The sequence below is a fragment of the Pseudomonas sp. NFACC05-1 genome (genome assembly GCF_900100135.1).
Taxonomy (GTDB): Bacteria; Pseudomonadota; Gammaproteobacteria; order Pseudomonadales; family Pseudomonadaceae; genus Aquipseudomonas; species Aquipseudomonas fluorescens_Q.
In genome coordinates, this window is the sequence record NZ_FMTR01000001.1 from 605,267 (window position 1) to 626,239 (window position 20,973).

A 20,973-nucleotide genomic window follows, 5' to 3' on the forward strand; every position below is an offset into this window, starting at 1 on the left:
TTGCAGTTAAACGGGCTGTTCCTGCCGTTTGCATTCATCGAGTGGGCAACTGCTGCAATAGCCGACGCCGGGCAGGCGGTAGCGAATGCAGCAGATGCGCCTCAGGCGCTGCGGCTCGTCCTCGCCGATATCGCGGTACTGCACGGGGGCGAACAAAGGATTACGCCGGCCGTTCGGGCGCAGGCGGGTATTCAGGATTTCTTTGGCCGGTGCGGTGCTGTACGCGTTGGCCAATGGGTGCAGGTCGATACGGCTGGTGACGAATTCGAACGTATTGCCGGCATTGCTCCAGAACAACCGGGGCGATGCCTGGGAGACACTGACCAAGGTTTCGATGACGGGCTCCAGATGATCCTCGACCAGGGTATGAAATCGCTCGAAGGCGGTGCAGGCTGGCAAAGGCTGGCCGGCATGGGGCAAGTGCAACGCCTGTGGCCTGGCGTCATTGCCCAGTTGTATCCCGGTGTCGGCAAGGGCAAGTGGCAGATCGCATTGCTGGAGCAGATTGGCGGCCATCACGGGTGCCAGGAAGGTGCTGAAGTACCATTTGGACCACAGTGACACCAAGGCCAGGCGCTCATCGGTTTTGTACCGTGCCTGCAGGTCGTCGACGAATGCGCCGAAATATTCATGCTGGAAGAACCTGTCCCCCGGTACGTCTGTGCGGGGATGGCTGCGCAGTTGCAGCTTTTCACCATGGTCGGCAAGCGGACCGGTGAACAGCGGGGCAAGGCTGGGAATCATCGACTCATCCGTGGACCGCGAATAGAGAGCGGTTATCGTTCAGAGGGGCCCGAAGTATAAACAGGGCGTTGCCGTCTTGCGACTGTTCATCGTCGATAGGGAAATTTGAGAACAGTGTATGAATTTTTAAAAATTAATGAGAATCGCTACCATTAGTATTGTATCGTAGGCGTCTTTCCGCCATGTCAGTCAAGGAGCAAGCAATGAGTTTGGACAGTCCGGATACGCGCTTTCTGGTTGTAGTCAATGATGAGGAGCAGTACTCGATCTGGCCGGATTATCGAAGCGTGCCCAATGGCTGGCGCACGCTCGACATGAAAGGCAGCAAGCAAGAGTGTCTGGACTATATCGAAAAGGTCTGGACCGATATGCGCCCGCTGAGCCTGCGCCAGGCCATGCAAGTACAAGGACAGGGCTGATCGCCCGCGACAGAGTTTTTACCTCAGGGATTCAATATGGAAAGCGTCCAGCCCCGTCTATCATCCAGCGCAACCTTCACGCTGGAACAGTTTCGCCAGCAAGCACCGCGTGAACTGAACACCAACCCGTATCTTCAGCGCCAGGCGGCCCGTGAATCGAATGCCCGGTCTTATCCACGGCGTATTCCGTTGGCGCTGCAAGAGGCCCATGGCCTCTATGTTCGTGATACCCAAGGTCAGCTGTTCATGGATTGCCTGGCGGGGGCGGGAACTCTGGCGCTGGGGCACAACCACCCGGTAGCCATCGCGGCCATGCGCCAAACGCTCGACTCCGGCTTGCCCTTGCACACCCTGGATCTGACGACACCGGTCAAGGATCGCTTCGTCGAAGACCTGTTCAACGCGCTGCCGGAAAACTTTGCCCGTCATGCTCGCATCCAGTTTTGCGGGCCGACCGGTGCCGATGGCATTGAGGCGGCCTTGAAGCTGGCCAGGACGGCCACCGGGCGCAAACCGATTCTGTCGTTCTCTGGCGGCTACCACGGGATGACACTGGGCACGTTGAGCCTGATGGGCAACCTGGGGCCGAAACAGGCACTGGGCTCGCTGATGGCCGATGTGCAATTTCTGCCATATCCCTATGACTACCGTTGTCCGTTCGGCATCGGCGGCGAAGCCGGTGTCGATGCCGGGTTGCATTTTATCGAACAACTGCTCAGCGACCCGGAGTCGGGTGTGCTGCCACCCGCGGCGGTGGTGGTCGAAGTCGTGCAGGGCGAGGGCGGCGTGATCCCTGCGCCAATACGCTGGCTCCAAGGCTTGCGCCAATTGACCCGTAAGTTCGGCGTGGCGCTGATCATCGATGAAGTCCAGACCGGCCTGGGTCGGACCGGCAAACTGTTTGCGTTCGAACACGCGGATATCGAGCCCGATATCCTCGTACTCTCAAAAGCCATCGGTGGTGGCCTGCCGTTAGCCGTGATGGTGTACCGCGAAGAATTGGATACCTGGAAACCAGGTGCCCATGCCGGCACATTCCGCGGCAATCAAATGGCGATGGCTGCGGGGGCTGCGACGCTGCGCCATATCATCAGCGAAGACTTGCCGGGACATGCCGATGTCATGGGGCAACGACTCATGGCGGCTCTGCGCCAGTTGCAGGACCGCTATGCTTGCCTGGGCCAAGTACGCGGCCGAGGACTGATGGTGGGTGTGGAAATCGTCAGTGACACGGCGAGCGACAGTCGTGTCCCAGCAGCCGATACGGCATTGGCCCAGGCAATCCAGCGTCAATGCCTGCGCTTGGGCGTCATTCTGGAGCTCGGGGGGCGCCATGGTGCCGTTGTGCGGTTCCTGCCGCCATTGATCATCCGGGCCGAGGAGGTCGACGTGTTGGTCGAACTGTTCCAGGTTGCCCTGGCCAATGCTCTCGTGGAGGTCAAGGGCCGGACGTTGCATATCGCATGAAATGCTGCAATGTGGGAGCCAGGTTTGCTCGCGAAGACGGCGGCACATTCAACATCGATGCAAGCTGATCCACCGCTATCGCGAGCAAGCTTGCTCCCACAAAGGATTGCGGGAGCCCACGGCATCCAGATTCAACACCAAACCCTGCAACAGTTGCTCAGGCACTGGCGTGGGTCAGCCCGGTCAAGGTGTCCGCGATGGCCTTCGTGCGTTGTGCCGTGCCTTCGGTGGTGCGGCTCGAGTCTTCCAGGGCATCGAGCATCTCGCGCAGGGCGCTGACGGCGACGGACTGGTCTTCGATCTGTTGGGCGACGCCTTGGATCTCCGTCGAGAGCAGGTCAATGTCCACGCCAATTTCCGCAGCATTCTTGCGGGTGATTTCCGCTAGCTTGCGGACCTCATCCGCCACCACCGCAAACCCTCTGCCCATTTCACCTGCCCGCGCTGCTTCGATGGCGGCGTTAAGGGCCAACAGGTTGGTCTGCCCGGCGATTTGCTGGATGACCTGTACGATCGACTGAATACGCAAGCTCGAACTGGCGAGCGCACGGGCGCCGACCACCGCTTCACCCGCTTGCGTGGCAAGCTGTTCGACGGTCGTGCCGGCCTGCTCGGCGACGCTGTTTTGCCGGTCAATCGTGCCCGTCAGGTCATCCATCGACAGGTGTAGCTCACCTGAGTAGTGCTTGATTTGCGTCGCCATCTGCGCTTGCTGCTGGCTGGCCTGGGCCAATACCTGGCCCAGATCGGTCAGGCCGTCGAACACCGGCAGGATGGTGTTGTCCAGGCCGCGAGTGTCCAAGGCGCTGCTGAAGTCGTTCATCTTGAACGCCATGATCTGCTTGACCACGACGTGGTTCAGGCCGGCCAGTTTCTTGACCTGGCGGCGCAGGAAAAACGCCTTGAACTCGCCATAGTGGGCGATGAAGTTGTCGACGTACTCATCGACAAAGCTGGCGCCCTTGGTGACTCTGAAGAAGAAAATCGCCGTGAGTGTCTGGTTAAGGTTCAAACCGAGAATTTCACCAAACGTCGAGAAACCGGCCAAAGGCACATCCCCGAAAATACCGGCCATGCTGCCCAGGTCGCTGCTGTTGTTGAGCCGGCGCAGGATGCAGTCATTGAGAATAGCTGCCACCGGACGGCCGCCCTTGCCCTTGAGGAATTTCTCGTAGTCCAGTCGGGTCGCCTCGCGAAGGGGCGTGCGCTTGACCATCACCAGCTCTTCGCCGGGCGCCACGTCGCAGAACAACTGGATGATCTGCTGCTGATAGTCGATACGGGCAATGGAGCGCACGAACAGCTCATCGCCCACACGGATGGCGAATGAATAATCGGCGAGCTTCTTTTCCAGCGCCTGGGCACTGCACTCGAATGCATCGCACAGCGCCTGGACCATGCTCTTGATGTTCCCCCGGCTATCGATGACCTGGTCGATGGTGCGGTCTTCGACCGACGCGGTCAGCACGCTGAACGTCAGCCCGGCAGGTTGGAAGTTCTGGCTCTTGAACACCCCGAAGCGCACATCCGCCGCGGTTTTCAGGAAGACAATCTGCGCGTGGTTCTGATAACTGCGTTGCCCATCACTGATCAGGGTCTTTTTGAAATCCGTCTTGCCACCGGCCGAGCCGCCGACGAACAGGCAAGGAAAACGCCCCGACTCATAGAGCGCCTCCATAAAGAACGACTCGGAAGCTGAAAGACCATCGAACACCACGTAGGCCAGCGTATCGCGATGATCAATGGGTGTGCTCACTTGCGCCTGCTTGATGTTATTCACCAGCCTGGCGATGCGCTCACGCATGGCCAAGCGCTTGCCGCCTCCGCGAATGTCCTCGCACTCCAGCGGCACCATCACCACCTCAGCCGACACAATCACACTGGCGTCAAAGAGCTGCAACACCACCCGATCCCAGCTCTCGCCGGTCTGGCAGTACAGCGTGTTCGCACCGTTGCACAGCTCACCCGACGTCGTGCACAAGCTGATGGCGCTTTGGGGAAAGCGCTGCTTGACCTTGGCGGCGACCCGGTCGATGTCCAGGTGAGGGGAGACGAACCCGGTGACCAACACAGGGGTGATACGTACGTTGGCCAGCGCCTGGTCCAATTCAGCAGAGGTGCAGGCCACACTTACAGCCCCTTGAGTGCGGGCTCGGGCAGTGTTGAAGAGGTTCAGTAGGTTCATGGCTGGACTCGGTTGAGCGCGACGTGACGCGTACGAGGTATGCGTGCGGAGTCCTTTCCCTGTAGCGGTCACGGCTGGGGACTTGTATGGGCGTGAGCTTGTGCTATTTGCGGGGGCGGTCCATAGGGGCTTTTGGTTGGGGTTTGCTCCGTCTGTTGGATAGCGACTTTCGTATCGGTCCCGGGGGCGGTCGCTGAACAAATCAGCCCTATGACGCCTGGACGGCAAAGCGACACCCGCTATGCTATCGACGATGGCGTCTTGCCATTTACCACGCCCACCACAACCCCAGGTGTGAGACGAGAACCTGCTCGTCATCGCCCTTGCAGAGACAATCCATGAATACATACAAAGCCGTGTCCGGAGTGGCCTGGGGTGTTTTGTTGGGTTGCATCGGCCAGGTCAACGCTTTTCAGCTTTCGCCGGATGGCACCTTGGCTGAGCGGGAGATGGCCAAGAAATACGGGGTCTCCTATAAGGCGACGGTGCCTTTCGCCAGTTTTGCGCTGCATAATTTTTCCGATCCTGCCCATGAGGCGCTGACGCAGAAGATCTATGGGTGCGACGGGGATTGGCAGGAGTGCAGCAACCCCAATCTGGAGAATGCCGGTGCCTACATCATTGCCGGGGTTCGCTGGAACGATGATCCGGTGTTCATGCCGGGCGCGGAAGATGCCAAGACCAAGGGTTGCGATGGACGTTACTCGGTGGGTTTTATCTCGCAGACGCGGTGCTGGGTAAATCTTTTCGAGAAAGCCGAAAGCAAAAGCGCTTCTGATCCAATGGCGTTCATGGGCGCAGGGAATTACATCTCTCGTTCGCATTTTGGCGACCTGCAGTTCTTGCATTCCATGGCTTCCCAGGAGGGCGTCGCGCCAGAGCAGACCAAGCGAGAAATCATGATGTGGGCCGAGTTCGCTTGGGGCGTTGCCGATGGAACCTATCCCATCAATACCTATTTGAAAGATATCAAGATCGAAGGCTGGGACCAGCATTTCAATAACGGACAGACCGTGCAGGATCTTTTTGCCGTCGGGCGTCCATGGCTGCGGGCGAATGTGAACCAGGTGGCGCTTGGCAGCTTGCTTCACCTTGTCCAGGACAGCTTTGCTGGTGGGCATGCGCAGCGGCGTGAAGAGGTGTTGGGTGACAAGTGCATGGGCGGTGCCGAGGCTGTGCAGGGGCGAATCGAGGAGTTTCACTCTTACGCCCGGCAGGATCATGCCAAGCACAAGGCCGATGACGCCAGTTCAGTCGCCAGGATCATGCTGATGGCCCATGAACCGGACGTCGTGGATGCGGGCAAGAAGTTGAGAGGGTTTATCGCCGATCGCAGGAAATGGGCGGATGTCAGGCCTTATCTGGATGAGTGTGTTTTTGCGCTGGCCAATGAAACGACTCCGGCGTCGGCGGGTGATGGATATAAGCTGGAGGCCAACCGCTGAACACCTGATGACAAGCTGGTGGGAGCTTGCTCGCGATGACGTCGGCATATTCAGCATCGGTGCAGGCTGATCCACCGCTTTCGCGAGCAAGCCCGCTCCCACAGTAACCACAGAACCCCAGCAGCCAGCTCGCACGCCGCTCGTTCGTTGACATTCGGCCTTCCTCGACCATCATTAAGTGCCTCCAGAGTCATCACTTCTCCAGAGGCATGAACATGGCGAAAACGGACATTCTCATTGTGGGAGCCGGTCCTACGGGATTGGTCCTGGCTTTGTGGCTCACCCGGCAGGGGCTTGTTGTCAGGATCGTCGACAAGAGCAGCGGGCCGGGGGAAACCTCGCGTGCCATGGCCGTCCAGGCCCGCACACTTGAGCTGTATCGCCAGCTCGGCATGGCCGGTGCGGTTATCGGAGCGGGGTACAAGACCCCGGCCATGAACATGTGGGCCCGGGGCAAACGCAAGGCGCGGATTCCTCTGGTGGAGGCTGGCGGGGATGTATCGCCTTATCCTTTTGTCCTCATATATCCCCAGGATCGTCATGAGCGGTTGTTAGTCGAACAGCTTCAGTCCCTGGGCGTCGAAGTCGAGCGGCAGACCGAACTGCTGTCCTTCGAGGACCCTGGCGACTACGTTATCGCACGTTTAAAACACGCCGATGGCCGCGAAGAAGTGCTGACGACTGCTTACCTCGCCGGCTGCGATGGCGCGCGTTCGCTCGTGCGTCATCAGGTGGGAAGCGGTTTCGAGGGCGGCACCTATAAGCAGCTGTTCTACGTGGCGGACGTGTCTGCCAGCGGTTTCGAGCCTGCGGATGAGGCCCATATCGCTTTTGATAAATCCGAATTCGTGTTGGCGTTTTTCTATGGCGAAACGGGTCAATATCGCCTGATCGGTACGGTTCGCGACGAGCGCGCGGAACATCCAGAGACACTGACGTTCGAGGACGTCGGCCATGACGCGATCAACGGTCTGAACATCAGGATCAATGGCGTGAATTGGTTTTCCACCTACCGGGTCCATCATCGCGTCACGGATCAGTTCCGCTGGGGCAGGGCGTTTTTGCTGGGAGACGCTGCGCACGTCCACAGCCCGGCCGGTGGACAAGGCATGAACACAGGCATCCTCGACGCGATCAATCTGGCTTGGAAACTGGCGGCGGTCGTGAAGGGACAGGCACCAGACGCGTTACTCGACAGCTATCAGGCCGAACGCCAGGCGTTTGCGCAAAAGCTTGTGGAAACGACAGACCGGCTGTTCACCTTTGCAACCGCCCAAGGCAATTTTGCCGACTTCGTGCGCACGCGCATCGCACCGCTTTTTGCGAGTGTTGCCTACAAAAGCGAGAACGTGCGTGAGTACCTGTTCCGGATGGTGTCCCAAACCACCTTGAATTATCACGAGAGCCCGTTGAGTGCCGGCAAGGCCGGTGACGTACTGGGCGGTGACCGTTTGCCCTGGGTACCGGTGCCGGGCGCCGATAACTACGAACCGCTCGCCTCCATCGGCTGGCAGGTGCACGTCTACGGCGAGGCCCGGGCGGACCTGAAAGCCTGGAGCCGCCAGCAGCGGATCCCTCTGCACACGTTCACCTGGCAGGATGAGCATCATAAAGCCGGGCTGTGTCGGGACGCCGCCTATCTGCTGCGTCCCGACACCTACGTCGCCCTGGCGGATCCCCAAGCGTCTGCGGCAACGTTGAGCCGGTACTTCAGCGACCGGGGCCTGACGCTGCCGGCTTGAGCGCGTCAGGTGTGGCGATTGGCCCTTAGCCCAGATCCGCAGCCTCATGCCGCTCCGGCACCTGGCTCGCTTCGTCACCCCACGTGCGGTTGACCCGCTGCCCGCGCAGGACGGCCGGTCGTTTGGCAATCGCCTCTGCCCAGCGCTGCACATGGGTGTATTCGTGAGCACTCAGGAACTCGGCGGCGCCGTACACGTTGTTGCGCACCAGTTGGCCATACCAGGGCCAGACCGCGATGTCGGCAATGGTGTAGTCATCGCCTCCCAGGTATTGGCTTTCGCCGAGGCGGCGATCCAGTACGTCGAGTTGACGCTTGACCTCCATGGTGAAGCGATTGATCGGGTATTCGAGTTTCTCCGGCGCATACGCATAGAAATGCCCGAAGCCGCCACCCAGATACGGGGCAGAGCCCATCTGCCAGAACAGCCAGTTCAGTGTTTCGGTGCGGCCCGCCGGATCGGTGGGCAGGAAGGCGCCGAATTTTTCCGCCAGGTACAGCAGGATCGAGCCGGATTCGAAGACCCGAATGGCGGGTTCCACGCTGCGGTCCAGCAGGGCCGGGATCTTGGAGTTGGGGTTGACCTCGACAAAACCGCTGGAGAACTGGTCACCTTCGTTGATGCGGATCAGCCAGGCGTCGTATTCCGCACCCGTATGACCCAACGCCAGCAGTTCCTCCAGCAGGATGGTCACCTTCACGCCATTGGGCGTGGCCAGGGAATACAGCTGCAAAGGGTGTTTGCCAATCGGCAAGGTTTTTTCGTGAGTCGGCCCGGCGATAGGGCGGTTGATGCTGGCGAACTGGCCGCCAGACGGGGCGTCGTTTTTCCAGACCTTGGGCGGAACGTAGGACGCTTGGCTCATCGGGACATACCTCATCGTTTGCTTGTGATGTGATCCCCCAGAGTCTACCGCTGTTCGTTCATGATCCGCGCTACTTCACCGGAAGCCTTGAGCTGCTCGAAAGCGCGCTGGGCCTTGGCGACGACTTCGTCAGGTGTGCTCAGGCTGAACGCCAGGTGGACCCTGTGGGGTTGCTCGTCGAGGGTATAGACCTCTTGCAGGGAAGTGAAATCCACTTGGGCATCCTTGCTCATCAGGCGCGCGGTGTTCTCCGGCATCGGCAGCAGTTGGATCTGGTGATTCAGCAGCTTTTGAAAGTTGTCGTGGTTGTTGGCCGAGATGACCAGCCGGGTAAACCCACGCTGTTGCAGGTAAATCTGCTTGGCGTCATTTCGCACCACACCGATGCTGTACTGCTTGGCATCCTCGAGGTTGTTGACGGCGATGCCTTTACTGTCGCGCATCTTGTAGAGCCGGCTCGCCACCCGATGTATTTCACCGACCCATTTGAATAGCTGCTCGCGGGCCGGGGTGCGGTCCAGCGGGAAAATCAACACGTTAGGCTCGTGCAGCGCCTTTTCGTAGGCCCGGGCCCACGGGTACAGCGACAGGCTGTAGTCGGTGAGCAGCGCGTTTTTCAGCGTTTGTTCGGCGATGCGAATGCCCGGTCCGACGACCTTGTCGTCACGCTGGTAGGCATAGAGGGAATCTTCGGTCACGACTTCGATCGCCTCGGCGTGGCTTTGCAGGCTGATCGAGGTGAGTAGCAGGCACGAGCAGAGCATTAGGCGATAGTGCATATACAGACCTCATGGCACGTGATGGTTCACAGGGCGATGCAATCGCGCCCTTTATGTTTGGCCCGGTACAGCGCCTGGTCGGCGCGTTGCAGCAGTTGATCGAAATGGTCCATGGTCTCCGGGTCCAGCTCGGCGACGCCGATGCTTACGGTGACAAACGGCGATACCTTGGAGCCGCTGTGGGGCAGTTCACGTTCCGCCAGGCTTGCACGCAAACGTTGGGCGGCCTCGCAGGCCTGGGCGGCGTCGATGTTGGGCAGGACCACGACGAACTCTTCGCCACCCACGCGCGCAGTCAGTTCGCCAGAGCGGCCGAACACGCTGCGCAGGGTCTCGGCGATCTCTTTCAAGCACAAGTCGCCCTGCATGTGGCCGTAGGTGTCGTTGTAGATCTTGAAGAAATCGACATCGCACATGAGCACCGCCAGCGGGGTCTTGTGGCGGATCGCCCGGCGAAACTCGATCTCCTTCAACTCGTCGAAATAGCGACGGTTGGCCAGCCCCGTCAAATCATCGTGACGTGACAGTGCTTCGAGGGCCTGGTTGGCCGCCTTCAATTCTGCGGTGCGCGCCTCGACCAGTTCGGCCATTTGGTCGCGGCTGGCGGCAAGCGCCAGTTCGTCCGAATGTTGGCGCTCCAAATGGGCGCGCAGGTTGTCCTGGAGGGTATTCACCTGGCATTCGAGCAGGCTCAGCTCGTCTTGGCGCCGCACCGCCCGTTGCAGCTTGAGGTGACGCTTGAGGGTTTGCGGCGCCAGTTCGCCCAGGTGCCGGGCGATGTGCACCACATGCACGGTCACCAGGCGGTTGAACACGGTCATGATCAACCCGGCCAGCAGCAGGGACTGGATGAGTTGAGTGATGACGATGCTGCGTGCTTCGCCCCAGAGGCGCTCCCACAGCAGGTTATTGTCGCCTTCGATGGTCAGCTCGCCGACCTTTTCATGGGCCCCGGCGTAGGGCTGCGCGATGAGTTGGCGATGCAGCACCGGCACCACGCCCGATTGAGCGACGGGGTATCGATTGAGTTCGATGACTTCAGGCGCTTGCCCGGGGCGCAGGATGTTCAGCACCAGGCGTCCCACGGGTGCTGCCATGGCGACGCTGGCGATTTGCTGGTCGAGGGATTCACGGTCCAGTTCCCAAATGGCATGGGCCAGGGTGTTCTGGAACACTTGGTCGATCAGGGCCAGCTCCGAATTCATTTCCGCCAGGTTGTTTTCCCAGGCCATCCAGGTACGCCAGGTGACCATCACCAGGGTAAAAAGCAGGCAGAACAACAGCGTTGCCAGTACCAGGCGGCGTCCCAGGGAGCTGAACGCCTTGGTCTGTGGTTGTGAGGAGGCCGTACGAAAATTGGCATCCATGTCATAACCATTTGCGCAGGATGGCATCGTAGACGCCATTGCGTCGGATGGTCTCCAGGCCCGCACGGAATTTCGCCACCGTATCGGCAGGCGTATTGCGGCTGAACGCCATGCTCAAGCCGTCGGCGCTGCTTAGCTCGGGCAGCGCCAGCGAACGGATCAGCAACTTGTCCGGGTCTTCGCCATTCTGGCGCGTCAGGTACAGCGCGTTGAGCTCATTGGAAATCCACAGCTCCACGTGATCGACCTTGAGCTTGCGGTAGTTGTGTTCGTACTTGGTGCTCGACTGCAGTTCTTCGCCGATGCGAAAACCCTTCGATACCAGGTATTGCTCACCCACGTCCTGATTGACAGTGGCGATCTGGTGCCCATGGGCATCGGCCAGCGAGTCGAGTTTCACCGGCCGGTCCGCCAGCGAGTAGATGTACCACTGCGTCGGGCCGATGCTGCCGACCCACTGGAAAAGCGATTCGCGTGCAGGCGTGCGGACGATCGAGTAGATCAACACGTTGCTTTCATTGAGCGCCAGTTCGTAGGCCCGGGCCCACGGCATGGAATGGATAGGCGCGTCCATGCCGACCTCCTTGAGCACGGCTTGGACCACCTCGGTGCTCATGCCGGTCATTCGGCCGTTCTGCGTCATGTTGTAGGGCGGTAGTTCCTCGGTCACGATGCGCAGCGGCGCCTCTGCCGCACAAACACTTGCAGTGAGGAACATCAGGACGCCCCACACTAGCAGGCGATTCAGCGGCAAACCCATTGATCATTACCCTATGCAACTGGCAGAGCCCGGAGGTCTGGGAGCTATTATTGATAGGGTTATCGGCTGGGCTGGCGCCTGCTTGAATCCGGTCTGTCGAAACCGCCAGCCCAGCCGAAGGATCAACCGTTCAACAACGTCATTGTGTGCGCCTGGTATCGGTCGCCCGCCACGGCACCTTCGCCTGCGAAAATCCCATCCAGCCGGGCCAATTCACCAGCGCTCAACACCACCGAAGCCGCTGCCACGTTGCTTTCCAGGTACTTGCGTTGCTTGGTGCCCGGGATCGGGATGACATGGTCACCCTGGGCCAATACCCAGGCCAAGGCCAATTGCGCAGCGCTGATGCCCTTGTCCAAGGCCAATGCCTTGACCTGCTCTACCAGCACCAGGTTGCGATTGAAGTTGTCGGCCTGGAAACGTGGGTTGAAGCGGCGATAGTCATCGGCGGCGAAATCCTCCGGTGATTTCAGCTCGCCGGTCAAAAAGCCCCGGCCCAAGGGACTATAGGCGACGAATGCAATGCCCAGGCGTCGGCACGTATCGAGCACGCCATTGTGTTCGGGGTCACGGGACCACAGCGAGTATTCGCTTTGTACCGCTGCCAGGGGATGCACGGCGTGGGCGCGCTGGATGGTCTCGGCACTGGCTTCGGAGATCCCGATGTGGCGGACCTTGCCGGCCTTGACCAGCTCGGCCGTGGCGCCGATGGTTTCTTCGACGGGCACTTCAGGATCGATGCGGTGCTGGTAGTAGAGGTCGAGGTAATCGGTATCGAGACGCTTGAGGCTGCCATCGACAGATTGCCGGACGTAGTCGGGGCGACCATTGACGCCGCGGGCATGGGGATCGCTGCTGCGCACCAGGCCGAACTTGCTCGCCAGGTACAGGTTTTCACGCTTGCCACGCAGGGCCCGTCCGAGCAGTTCTTCGTTGGTATGCGGCCCGTACATGTCGGCGGTGTCGAACAGCGTCACGCCCAACTCCACGGCGCGGTGCAGCGTGGCAATCGCTTCGCGCTCGTCCACGCCCGTGGTGTAGAAATCCGACATGCCCATGCAGCCCAGGCCGATGGAGGAAACGTGAGGGCCGTGATGGCCGAGTTGGCGAGTCTTCATGTTGATAGCTCCTGGAAATGAACGACCTGTGTAGTCTCTATCAAGGGGTTTCCTGGATAAATCCACGATTATTGGTTTAACTATTCGTGATATCTAAATAGTGAGGCGTGAGATTGGACCGATTACAGGCCATGCAGGTGTTCCGGCGCATCGTTGAACTGGGCGGTTTCGGCAAGGCGGCCGATGACCTTGGACTGCCCCGGGCCACCGTCAGCCTGCTGATCCAGCAGTTGGAAGCCCATCTGGGCGTGCAACTGTTGCAACGCACCACCCGGCAGGTGCGCGCAACGCTCGATGGGCAAGCGTATTACCAGCGCAGCGGCCAGTTGCTGGACGACCTTGATGACCTGGAAAGTTCGCTGTCGGTGCAACGGAGCCAACCGCGCGGCACCTTGAAGGTGGACATGCCCATTGCCTTTGGTTGCACCTGGATCCTGCCGCGCCTGGCGGATTTCTACCGGCGCTACCCGGCGTTGCAGTTGGACATCGGTTTCCATGACCGCCAGGTCCATCTGCAGCGCGAGGGCGTGGATTGTGCAATCCGCGCCGGCAATATCGTCGACCAGGCGCTGGTGGCGCGCCCCATCGTGCGCCTGCATCAACTGACGTGTGCCAGCCCTGGCTATCTGGCCCGCGCCGGCACGCCCGGGCGGTTGGACGATTTGACGGCGCACCGGGCCATTGGTTTTGCGTCCGGCAATGGGCGGTTTTTCCCGTTTGAATTCGAGGTGGCGGGGCGGCTGCGCGAAATGCAATTGCCCAGTGACTTGAACGTCAACAATGCCGACGCCTATGTGACCGCCTGTGAAGCGGGATTCGGCTTGATCCAGGTGCCGCGTTATCACGTGCAACGGCAATTGGCCGAAGGCCGGCTGGTGCAAGTGCTCGACCACTACAGCGTGCCGTCGTGGCCGATCTCAGCGGTGTACCCGCCCCATCGACAGTTGTCGCCCAGGGTGCGGGTCTTTATCGACTGGGTGATCGAGCTGTTGCAGGGAGACGCGGCTGCCCAGATGGCACTGATGGAGAGGGTGTAGAGCAGTGCCGAATCGCTGTGGGAGCGAGCCGCTATCAGAGATTCGACCGTCCCCCGCGTGGGAATGCCGCTTCGGACGCTCCGCGTTCGGCTTTTGAGTGGACGCAGAGCGTCCATGGCTGCATTCCCACGCGGAGTGGGAACGATCGACAGGTTGTGTGGTTTCACGGAAAGTGTTGGTTTTGCCCAGGGCCTCAAGCCTTGACCCAGCGTTGACGGCTCCAGCTGCTCAACGTATCGACCGCCAGAACCAGCAACAGCATCGCCAGAATCACCGTACTGCCTTGGGCCTCCTGGAACAGGCTGAGGCTGACATAGAGCATTTGCCCAAGCCCTCCGGCACCGACGAAGCCGAGCACGCTGGCCATGCGGATATTGTTTTCCCAGCGGTACAGGACATACGCCAGTAGCTGGGGCAAGAGGTTGGGCAGTGTGCCGTAGCAGAACGCCAATACCGCATTGCCACCTTGCAGGCGGATGGCGTCGGCAGGTTCCGAAGGGGTATTTTCCAGGGCTTCGGCGAACAGCCGGCCGAGCACGCCGGTGGTGTGCAGGGCCAAGGCAAGGGTGCCGGCATTGGGGCCGAGCCCGGCGGCCAGGACCATCAGCGCCGCCCACACCAGTTCTGGAACCGCGCGCAAGGCATTGAGCACCAGCCGCGAAGCACTCTGCAGGGGCCAGCCGAAGCGCCCGGCCGCAGGCAAGGCCAATAGCAGGCCGAACACCGCCGCGAGCAGGGTGCCGAGGGCGGACATGGCCAGGGTTTCCAAGGCGCCGTGACCGATGGCTTTCAGGTGGCCCGGGCTCAGGTCCGGGCTGAGAAAGCGCTGCGCATAAGCGCCCATCTGGTGTAGGTTGCCGCTGTCGCCGAGTTCGCCCAAGTCGATGCCCAGGTAGACGAACGAGGCAATGACTGCCGCACCGATGCCCAGGACAATGACCGCGTTGATCAGGCGATTCATGCCAGCCTCCAGCGCAGCAGGCGGCTGAGTTGATCGGCGAGCAGCACCAGCACCAGGAACGTCAGCAGCAGGCTGGCGACTTCACCGCCGGCGAACATTCGCAGCGACAGGTCCATCTGCTGACCCAGGCCTCCGGCACCGACGAAGCCCATCACTACCGAGGCGCGGATGGCGCATTCCCAGCGATACACTGTGTACGACAACAGTTCGGCCGCGACATTGGGCAGGATCCCGTAGCAGAAAGCGGCGAGCCGGCTGCTGCCAGATTGCAAGAGCGCGTGGGCCGGACGCTGGTCGACCGACTCGTAGATTTCCGCGTAGACCTTGCCCAGCATGCCGCTGTAGGTAATGGCGATCGCCAGTACGCCGGCCGTGGGACCGAGGCCGACAGCACGGACGAAGAGCAAGGCCCAGACGATTTCCGGGACGCTGCGCAGGAAGATCAGCAGGCCGCGCACAGGCCAGCGCAGCAGTTGGCCCCAATACCCCGGGTGCCCGGCACGGGAGGCCGCCGACAGCGACAAGGCGCGGCTGGCCAGCAGGCTCGCGGGCACCGCCAACAGCAGCGCCAAGGCCATGCCGGCCGTGGCGATCGCCAGCGTCTGCAAGGTGGCTTGCCACAGCAGTTCGACAAATTCGTCGCCATGGGCTGGAGGCCAGAAGGCCGCTAAAAACCGGCCCATTTCGCTCTGGCTGTCCCCCGCCATTAGCACGCGAAGGTCCAGTTCGCTGAACTGGATGCCCGGCCACAGCAAGACGAGGGCCAGCAGAGTGAGCAGCAGGCGCGGGCGGGTAGCGGGGTCTCGGGTATCGCGTATCAGCATCGGGGGATCTGCACGCTCAAGGAAGAGGGGGGTGTTGTTGGTGAAGACTGCAGTTGTTCGTTGGCGTAAAGCGTGTCGAGCAACGGACGGTCGACCGCCTCGGTTGGCAGGTCGAACAGGATCTGCCCGTCCCGCAGGCCAATGACCCGGGAAAAGTGCGCCAAGGCCAGATCCACCGCATGCAGGCTGGCGACCAGGGTGACGTTGTGTTCCCGGGCGTGGCGGCAAAGCACCGAAAGCGTGTGCTCGGCCAATACCGGGTCCATGGCCGAAACCGGTTCGTCGGCCAGCAACACCTCTGGTGCCTGGTACAACACCCGGGCAATGCCCACGCGTTGCAGTTGGCCGCCGGACAGCTGCTGGCATTGGGCGAACAGTTTGTCGCCCAGGTCCAACTGGGCCAATGCCGCCCTGGCACCTGGAATATCCTGCGGGTGCAACAGGTTCAACAGGCTTTTGCCGATGCTCCACTGACCGAGCTTTCCGGCCAGGACTGCCGTGACCACACGTTGACGTGGCGGCAGGGGCGGCGATTGGTGGATCAGGCCGATGCGTGCGCGCAGGCGTTGACGCTGGCGGGCAGACAACTGCCAGGCGCGTTCGCCGAGCAACTGCAGCTCGCCGTTACCCGGGCGCAGGGCGGTGGCCAGCAGGTTGAGCAGGCTCGACTTGCCCGCGCCGGACGGGCCGATGATGGCGACCTGCTCACCGGCGCCGATGTGCAGGTCAATGCCCCGCAGCGCCTGGACGCCGTTGGCATGGGTAACGCTGACCTGGGTCAGTTGCAGGGTCATTTGAGCAGTTCGGCGGCGCGTGCGGCTTCCTCGATGCCCTTGTAGTTCTCAGGCTTGGTTTCGATGAAGCGACTGGCGGCTTGCAGATCGAGGATTTCCTTGTCCTTCGGGTTGGCCGGATCGAGTGCCAGGAAGGCTGCCTTTATCTTGGCCGCCAACGCGGGGTCGAGGGTACCGCGCACCGTCCAGTTGTAGTCGAAGTAGGCAGGGGTGGTGGCGAAGACCTTGACCTTGGTCGTGTCGACCTTGCCGGCAGCGACCAGTTTTTCCCAGACACTGGCGTTCAGCACGCCAGCGTCCACCTTGCCGGCCTGGACCCAGGCGACGGTGGCGTCATGGGCGCCCGAGTAGCCCACGCGACTGAAGTAGCTTTCAGGCTTGATGCCGTCCTTGAGCATGAAATAGCGCGGCATGAGGCTACCGGACGTCGACGACACCGAACCGAAGGCAAAGGTCTTGCCCTTGAGGTCGGCGAGGGATTTGACGGCCGGATCGGCGGTGATGAATTTACTGGTGAACTGGGCGTCCTGTTCGCGCTGTACCAGGGGAATGGCATTGCCGGTTTTCAGGCGTGCCTGCACGAAGGTGAAGCCGCCCAGCCAGGCCATGTCGATGCGGTCGGTGGCCAGCGCTTCGACCACGGCGGGGTAGTCGCTGACGGGTACGAACTCGACTTTCATGCCGGTTTGCTGTTCCAGATAGGCACCCAGCGGCTTGAACTTGCGCAGCAGCTCGGTCGGGGCCTCATCGGGAATCGCACTGACTTTCAAGGTGTCAGCGGCCTGGGTCAGCAGGCTGCTAAAAGACAGGGCAACGCCGACGGCCAATGCCAGGGAACGCTTGAGCATGGAGGATCTCCGGTACATGAAGGCAAGGAATGGTGAAGCATCACGCCCACGGGGATGGCGGTACGCCGCTCTGTGAGGGTAGACGAAGGAGAGCGATATTAACCGTTTCTGGCCTTGAACTCACTCATTCCCCCGTGGCGAGGGAGCTTGCTCCCACTGGCCTGCGCAGCAGGCCCCAGCATGCTGACAGGCAGACCGCATTGTCTGGTTTTGCGACTGCTGCGCAGCCGAGCGGGAGCAAGCTCCCTCGCCACAGGTTCTGGGTTGTCTGGGTTGACGCTATCGCGAGCAAGCTCGCTCCCACAGGGGGGAGGCGGGCGGGAGAACCGGGGCCTCGTCGGGTGAGGCCTCGGCTAATGAGAGGTCAGAACAGCTTGGTGAACAACCAGTAGAGGCTGCCGGAAAGGAGGATGGCAGCAGGCAGCGTCAGTACCCAGGCCATCACCAGGTTGCGAATGGTGCGCATCTGCAAGCCCGAGCCGTTGGCGACCATGGTGCCGGCCACGCCGGAGGACAACACATGGGTCGTGGACACCGGCAAACCGAACATGTCGGCGGCGCCGATGGTCAGCATGGCGACGGTTTCGGCCGAGGCACCTTGGGCGTAGGTCAGGTGGGACTTGCCGATTTTCTCACCCACCGTCACCACAATGCGCTTCCAGCCGACCATGGTGCCCAGGCCGAGGGCGATGGCCACGGCGATTTTCACCCACAGTGGAATGAACCGCGTGGAATTGTCGATCTGCTGTTTGAACAATTGCAGCTGGGCGCTGGTGTCGGCGTCGAAGTTGCCGACCTTGTTCTTGTCCATCAGGCGAATGGTTTCGCTGGTCAGGTACATGTCGTTGCGCACGTTGCCCACGGCTTCGGCGGGGACCCTGGCCAGCGAGCCGTAACCCTTGACCTCGGCGCCAATGCTGCCGGTCATCGCAGCCAGGGCCGGAACCAATTGCGGCGTCGCCTCCTTGCTGCCCACGTAGGTGGAAAGGATCGCTCGCGGATTTTCCGGGGCCGGCAGCGGCGAGTGCTTGACCAGGGCTTGCTGGGTGACTTGCGCCACGGCGGCGAATTGCAGTGCCTGGTCGGCCGGCATGGTGCGGTTCAGCGCATACGCCATCGGCAGGGTGCCGACCAGAATCAGCATGATCAGGCCCATGCCTTTCTGACCGTCGTTGGAGCCGTGGGCGAATGACACGCCGGTGCACGTCAGGATCAGCATGCCGCGTATCCACCAGGGCGGCGGAGTATTGCCTTCCGGGGCCTTGTACAGCGAGCGGTTCTTGACGAAGGCCCGCAGGGCCAGCAGCAGCAAGGCAGCGCAACCGAAACCCACTAGCGGCGACAGCAGCAACGCATAGCCAATCTTGGTCGCCTGGGCCCAGTCCACACCGCTGGTGCCGTCACGCCCGTGCATCAGGGCATTGGCGACGCCCACGCCGATGATCGAGCCGATCAGCGTGTGGGACGACGACGCCGGCAAGCCCAGCCACCAGGTGCCCAGGTTCCACAGGATGGCGGCGATCAGCAGGGCGAAGATCATGGCGAAGCCGGCAGAGGAACCGACTTGCAGGATCAGTTCCACCGGCAGCAGGGCGATGATGCCGAAGGCCACGGCGCCGCTGGAGAGCAGCACCCCGAGGAAGTTGAAGAAGCCCGACCAGGCCACGGCGAAGTTCGGCGCCATGGAGTTGGTATAAATGACGGTGGCCACGGCGTTGGCGGTGTCGTGGAAACCGTTGACGAATTCGAAGCCAAGGGCAATCAGCAGCGCCACGCCCAACAGCAGGAACGGTGTCCAGGTGGTCACCACGGTGCCCAGTTCGTTCATGTCGTGCATCAGGCTGTAGGCGGTAAACAGCAAACCGCAGCCCAGCACGGCGAAAAACACCACCAGGGTGAGTACACTCGGCTTGTGGTTGAGCTGCGGTCTTAAACTGGGGGCGATGGAACTCGATGAGTCCATGACCAGGGTCTGGTTTGTCATGATGAAATCCGATTCGGTGAGCAGTGGGGTTGTAAGGCTCGGTGCCGGGCATCCCTGGCGGGCTGTGAAAGTCCCGGGGCACGATACGCGTCGGTGGCTTCGGACTGCGCAAGCATCTTCTTGTCGTCCCGCTGTGGCAGTTCGATGGCCGGCAATCGCACCGCTTCATCCACGCTAGTTGCAATTTGTTACATGGCGGTGACTGACATCTGTGCTTCACGCGCTTTCCCCTGGCTAAAACGTTTTTCCCAAGGGGATGTCGGCAAGATTGGGTTTATCGATTACGCACGACCGCGCAAGGGGCGCCCGGAGTTTCCCCCAACAAGCGTCTGCTTGCATGGCAACGTGCAAGGTGTGTCATCCAGGTGTCATCGAAGCTATGGCAGGATCTTCGCAAACCATCGTGGGAAGTCCGGCAGCGCCTGTGCCTGCTGGCTGATGAAGCAAGGAACACCGCTATGAAAGGCGACGCCCCCCTGTTCGCGGCCATTGACTTGGGCTCTAACGCCTTCCGCTTGATGATCGGCCAGTCGGTCAAGCGCAATCGACGCCTGGTGATCCAGGAAGTGAAAACCCTGCGTGAGCCGGTCCGATTGGCCGAGGGTCTGCAGGCCGGGGCGTTGGATGAGCTGGCGCTGGATCGGGGCTGGCAGGCGCTCGCCCGATTTGGCAAGAAACTGCGTGGCTTTGAAGCCGCAAGGGTGCGGGCGGTGGCGACCAGTGCCGTGCGCGAAGCGGCGAATGCCCAGTTGTTCCTGGCCAGTGCCGAGCGGCACCTGGGGTTTCGGATCGACGTGCTGTCCGGGCATGAAGAGGCCCGGCTGGTGTATGCCGGTGTTGCCCATACCGTGCCCGGTGTCGAGCGCACGCGGCTGGTGGTGGACATCGGCGGTGGCTCGACCGAACTGATTCTGGGGCAGGGCGCTCAACCGCTGCTGACGGAAAGCATCGCCATCGGCAGTGGCACCTTTGGTGCGCGTTACTTTCGGGGCGGAAGCATCACCGCCCAGGCGCTGTTGGAGGCTGAGCGGGTGGCGGTCCTGCAGTTTGAACAAGTCGCGGCGGGTTATCGCGCCCAGGGCTGGCAGCAGGCAATCGGTTCTTCCGGTACGGCGCGGATGTTGGCCAAAGTGCTCAAGGCCAATGGTTTCAACGATGTTGGACAAGGCGGCATTACCTACGGTGGATTGTTGCGTCTGTCGCTGCGGTTGCTGGAAGTCGGCCATGTCGACCAGCTCAGCCTGGCCGGCTTGCAAAGCCATCGCCTGGGCATCCTGCCCGGTGGCCTGGCGATCATGCTGGCGGCATTCAAGGTCTTTGGTATCTCGCAAATGATTGCTTCCGAGCCGGGCCTGAGGTTCGGCGTGCTGCATGGCCTGATGCATCAGCACTGAACACCGACGGTTGTTACCCATTGCCGTCTATCAGCGATGGCTCAATTTCGAGCATCGACGCCTCTTCGGCGACCCCTTCTTTACCAGATCATCCAGCATTTCATCGCCTGGGCAGTCGGTACGTCCGGTGATCGCAAAGCGTGGGCCTGGATCAGGATGATTGCGTGAACGGGGCTTTTCGCTCTTTCGATATGCAGTCAGTGAAGGCACAATGCGCATCCTTTTTTGGCTCGCCTTGCC

Annotated in this window: 18 protein-coding genes and 1 pseudogene; 6 read left to right on the forward strand and 13 right to left on the reverse strand. The window is 61.2% G+C overall.

Annotated elements, in window-relative coordinates:
* Positions 1–6 precede the first annotated feature (6 nt).
* Positions 7–744 carry a siderophore-iron reductase FhuF gene (fhuF, locus tag BLO97_RS02585; protein ID WP_092142014.1) on the reverse strand — a complete coding sequence of 246 codons (738 nt, stop codon included), beginning with the start codon at positions 742–744 and terminating at the stop codon, positions 7–9.
* 203 nt (positions 745–947) lie between these two features.
* Between fhuF and BLO97_RS02590 the strand changes: the two genes are divergently transcribed.
* Both BLO97_RS02590 and BLO97_RS02595 read left to right on the forward strand, forming a co-directional pair.
* The gene (locus BLO97_RS02590; RefSeq protein WP_018600641.1) at positions 948–1,163 is read left to right on the forward strand and encodes an MbtH family protein; all 216 of its coding nucleotides are present in this window, start codon (positions 948–950) and stop codon (positions 1,161–1,163) included.
* 36 nt (positions 1,164–1,199) lie between these two features.
* The gene (locus tag BLO97_RS02595; RefSeq protein WP_092221825.1) at positions 1,200–2,630 is read left to right on the forward strand and encodes a diaminobutyrate--2-oxoglutarate transaminase; all 1,431 of its coding nucleotides are present in this window, start codon (positions 1,200–1,202) and stop codon (positions 2,628–2,630) included.
* 157 nt (positions 2,631–2,787) lie between these two features.
* Here BLO97_RS02595 and BLO97_RS32160 read toward each other — a convergent pair whose 3' ends face one another.
* Positions 2,788–3,465, reverse strand: a complete 678-nt coding sequence (locus BLO97_RS32160; RefSeq protein WP_371914685.1) for a methyl-accepting chemotaxis protein — start codon at positions 3,463–3,465, stop codon at positions 2,788–2,790.
* A 195-nt stretch (positions 3,466–3,660) separates the two neighbouring features.
* Positions 3,661–5,163 (reverse strand): annotated as a pseudogene (locus tag BLO97_RS32165) (FIST signal transduction protein); the annotation flags it as partial.
* Here BLO97_RS32165 and BLO97_RS02605 point away from each other — a divergent pair.
* Positions 5,154–6,260 carry a hypothetical protein gene (locus BLO97_RS02605; protein ID WP_092221830.1) on the forward strand — a complete coding sequence of 369 codons (1,107 nt, stop codon included), beginning with the start codon at positions 5,154–5,156 and terminating at the stop codon, positions 6,258–6,260. The pseudogene BLO97_RS32165 and the gene BLO97_RS02605 overlap by 10 nt on opposite strands.
* Positions 6,261–6,475: 215 nt before the next feature.
* On the forward strand, positions 6,476–8,002 hold the full coding sequence (locus BLO97_RS02610) for an FAD-dependent monooxygenase (protein ID WP_092344772.1): 1,527 nt from the start codon (positions 6,476–6,478) through the stop codon (positions 8,000–8,002).
* A gap of 25 nt (positions 8,003–8,027) precedes the next feature.
* On the opposite strand, the gene yghU is transcribed toward BLO97_RS02610, so the two are convergent.
* The 5 genes from yghU to BLO97_RS02635 all read right to left on the reverse strand — a co-directional run bounded on the left by yghU (position 8,028) and on the right by BLO97_RS02635 (position 12,891).
* Positions 8,028–8,867: a glutathione-dependent disulfide-bond oxidoreductase gene (yghU, locus tag BLO97_RS02615; protein WP_092141960.1), complete on the reverse strand. Its 840-nt coding sequence runs from the start codon at positions 8,865–8,867 to the stop codon at positions 8,028–8,030.
* 44 nt (positions 8,868–8,911) lie between these two features.
* A complete protein-coding gene (locus BLO97_RS02620) occupies positions 8,912–9,646 on the reverse strand; it encodes a substrate-binding periplasmic protein (protein ID WP_092344774.1) in 735 nt (244 codons plus the stop codon).
* 26 nt (positions 9,647–9,672) lie between these two features.
* Positions 9,673–11,013 (reverse strand): diguanylate cyclase, encoded by a 1,341-nt coding sequence (locus BLO97_RS02625; protein WP_092141954.1) that lies wholly within the window; start codon positions 11,011–11,013, stop codon positions 9,673–9,675.
* Between the two features lies 1 nt (position 11,014).
* Entirely contained in the window at positions 11,015–11,773 is a 759-nt protein-coding gene (locus tag BLO97_RS02630) for a substrate-binding periplasmic protein (RefSeq protein ID WP_092141951.1), read from the reverse strand.
* Between the two features lie 122 nt (positions 11,774–11,895).
* The gene (locus BLO97_RS02635) at positions 11,896–12,891 is read right to left on the reverse strand and encodes an aldo/keto reductase (RefSeq protein ID WP_092344776.1); all 996 of its coding nucleotides are present in this window, start codon (positions 12,889–12,891) and stop codon (positions 11,896–11,898) included.
* Positions 12,892–13,004: 113 nt separating this feature from the next.
* On the opposite strand from BLO97_RS02635, the gene BLO97_RS02640 reads away from it, so the two are divergent.
* Positions 13,005–13,928: a LysR family transcriptional regulator gene (locus BLO97_RS02640; RefSeq protein ID WP_092344778.1), complete on the forward strand. Its 924-nt coding sequence runs from the start codon at positions 13,005–13,007 to the stop codon at positions 13,926–13,928.
* A gap of 193 nt (positions 13,929–14,121) precedes the next feature.
* On the opposite strand, the gene phnE (BLO97_RS02645) is transcribed toward BLO97_RS02640, so the two are convergent.
* The 5 genes from phnE (BLO97_RS02645) to BLO97_RS02665 form a co-directional block, all read right to left on the reverse strand.
* Positions 14,122–14,889 carry a phosphonate ABC transporter, permease protein PhnE gene (gene phnE, locus BLO97_RS02645; RefSeq protein ID WP_092141942.1) on the reverse strand — a complete coding sequence of 256 codons (768 nt, stop codon included), beginning with the start codon at positions 14,887–14,889 and terminating at the stop codon, positions 14,122–14,124.
* Positions 14,886–15,713: a phosphonate ABC transporter, permease protein PhnE gene (gene phnE, locus BLO97_RS02650; RefSeq protein ID WP_092344780.1), complete on the reverse strand. Its 828-nt coding sequence runs from the start codon at positions 15,711–15,713 to the stop codon at positions 14,886–14,888. The genes phnE (BLO97_RS02645) and phnE (BLO97_RS02650) overlap by 4 nt, the downstream gene beginning before the upstream one ends.
* Positions 15,707–16,507, reverse strand: coding sequence for a phosphonate ABC transporter ATP-binding protein (locus BLO97_RS02655; protein WP_092344782.1), 801 nt, complete (start codon positions 16,505–16,507; stop codon positions 15,707–15,709). The genes phnE (BLO97_RS02650) and BLO97_RS02655 overlap by 7 nt, the downstream gene beginning before the upstream one ends.
* Positions 16,504–17,355 (reverse strand): putative selenate ABC transporter substrate-binding protein, encoded by an 852-nt coding sequence (locus BLO97_RS02660; protein ID WP_014339226.1) that lies wholly within the window; start codon positions 17,353–17,355, stop codon positions 16,504–16,506. Before BLO97_RS02660 ends, BLO97_RS02655 begins: the two co-directional genes overlap by 4 nt.
* Positions 17,356–17,719: 364 nt before the next feature.
* Positions 17,720–19,339, reverse strand: coding sequence for an inorganic phosphate transporter (locus BLO97_RS02665; protein WP_092344784.1), 1,620 nt, complete (start codon positions 19,337–19,339; stop codon positions 17,720–17,722).
* A gap of 458 nt (positions 19,340–19,797) precedes the next feature.
* On the opposite strand from BLO97_RS02665, the gene BLO97_RS02670 reads away from it, so the two are divergent.
* Positions 19,798–20,733, forward strand: coding sequence for a Ppx/GppA family phosphatase (locus BLO97_RS02670; RefSeq protein WP_092221848.1), 936 nt, complete (start codon positions 19,798–19,800; stop codon positions 20,731–20,733).
* Positions 20,734–20,973 lie beyond the last annotated feature (240 nt).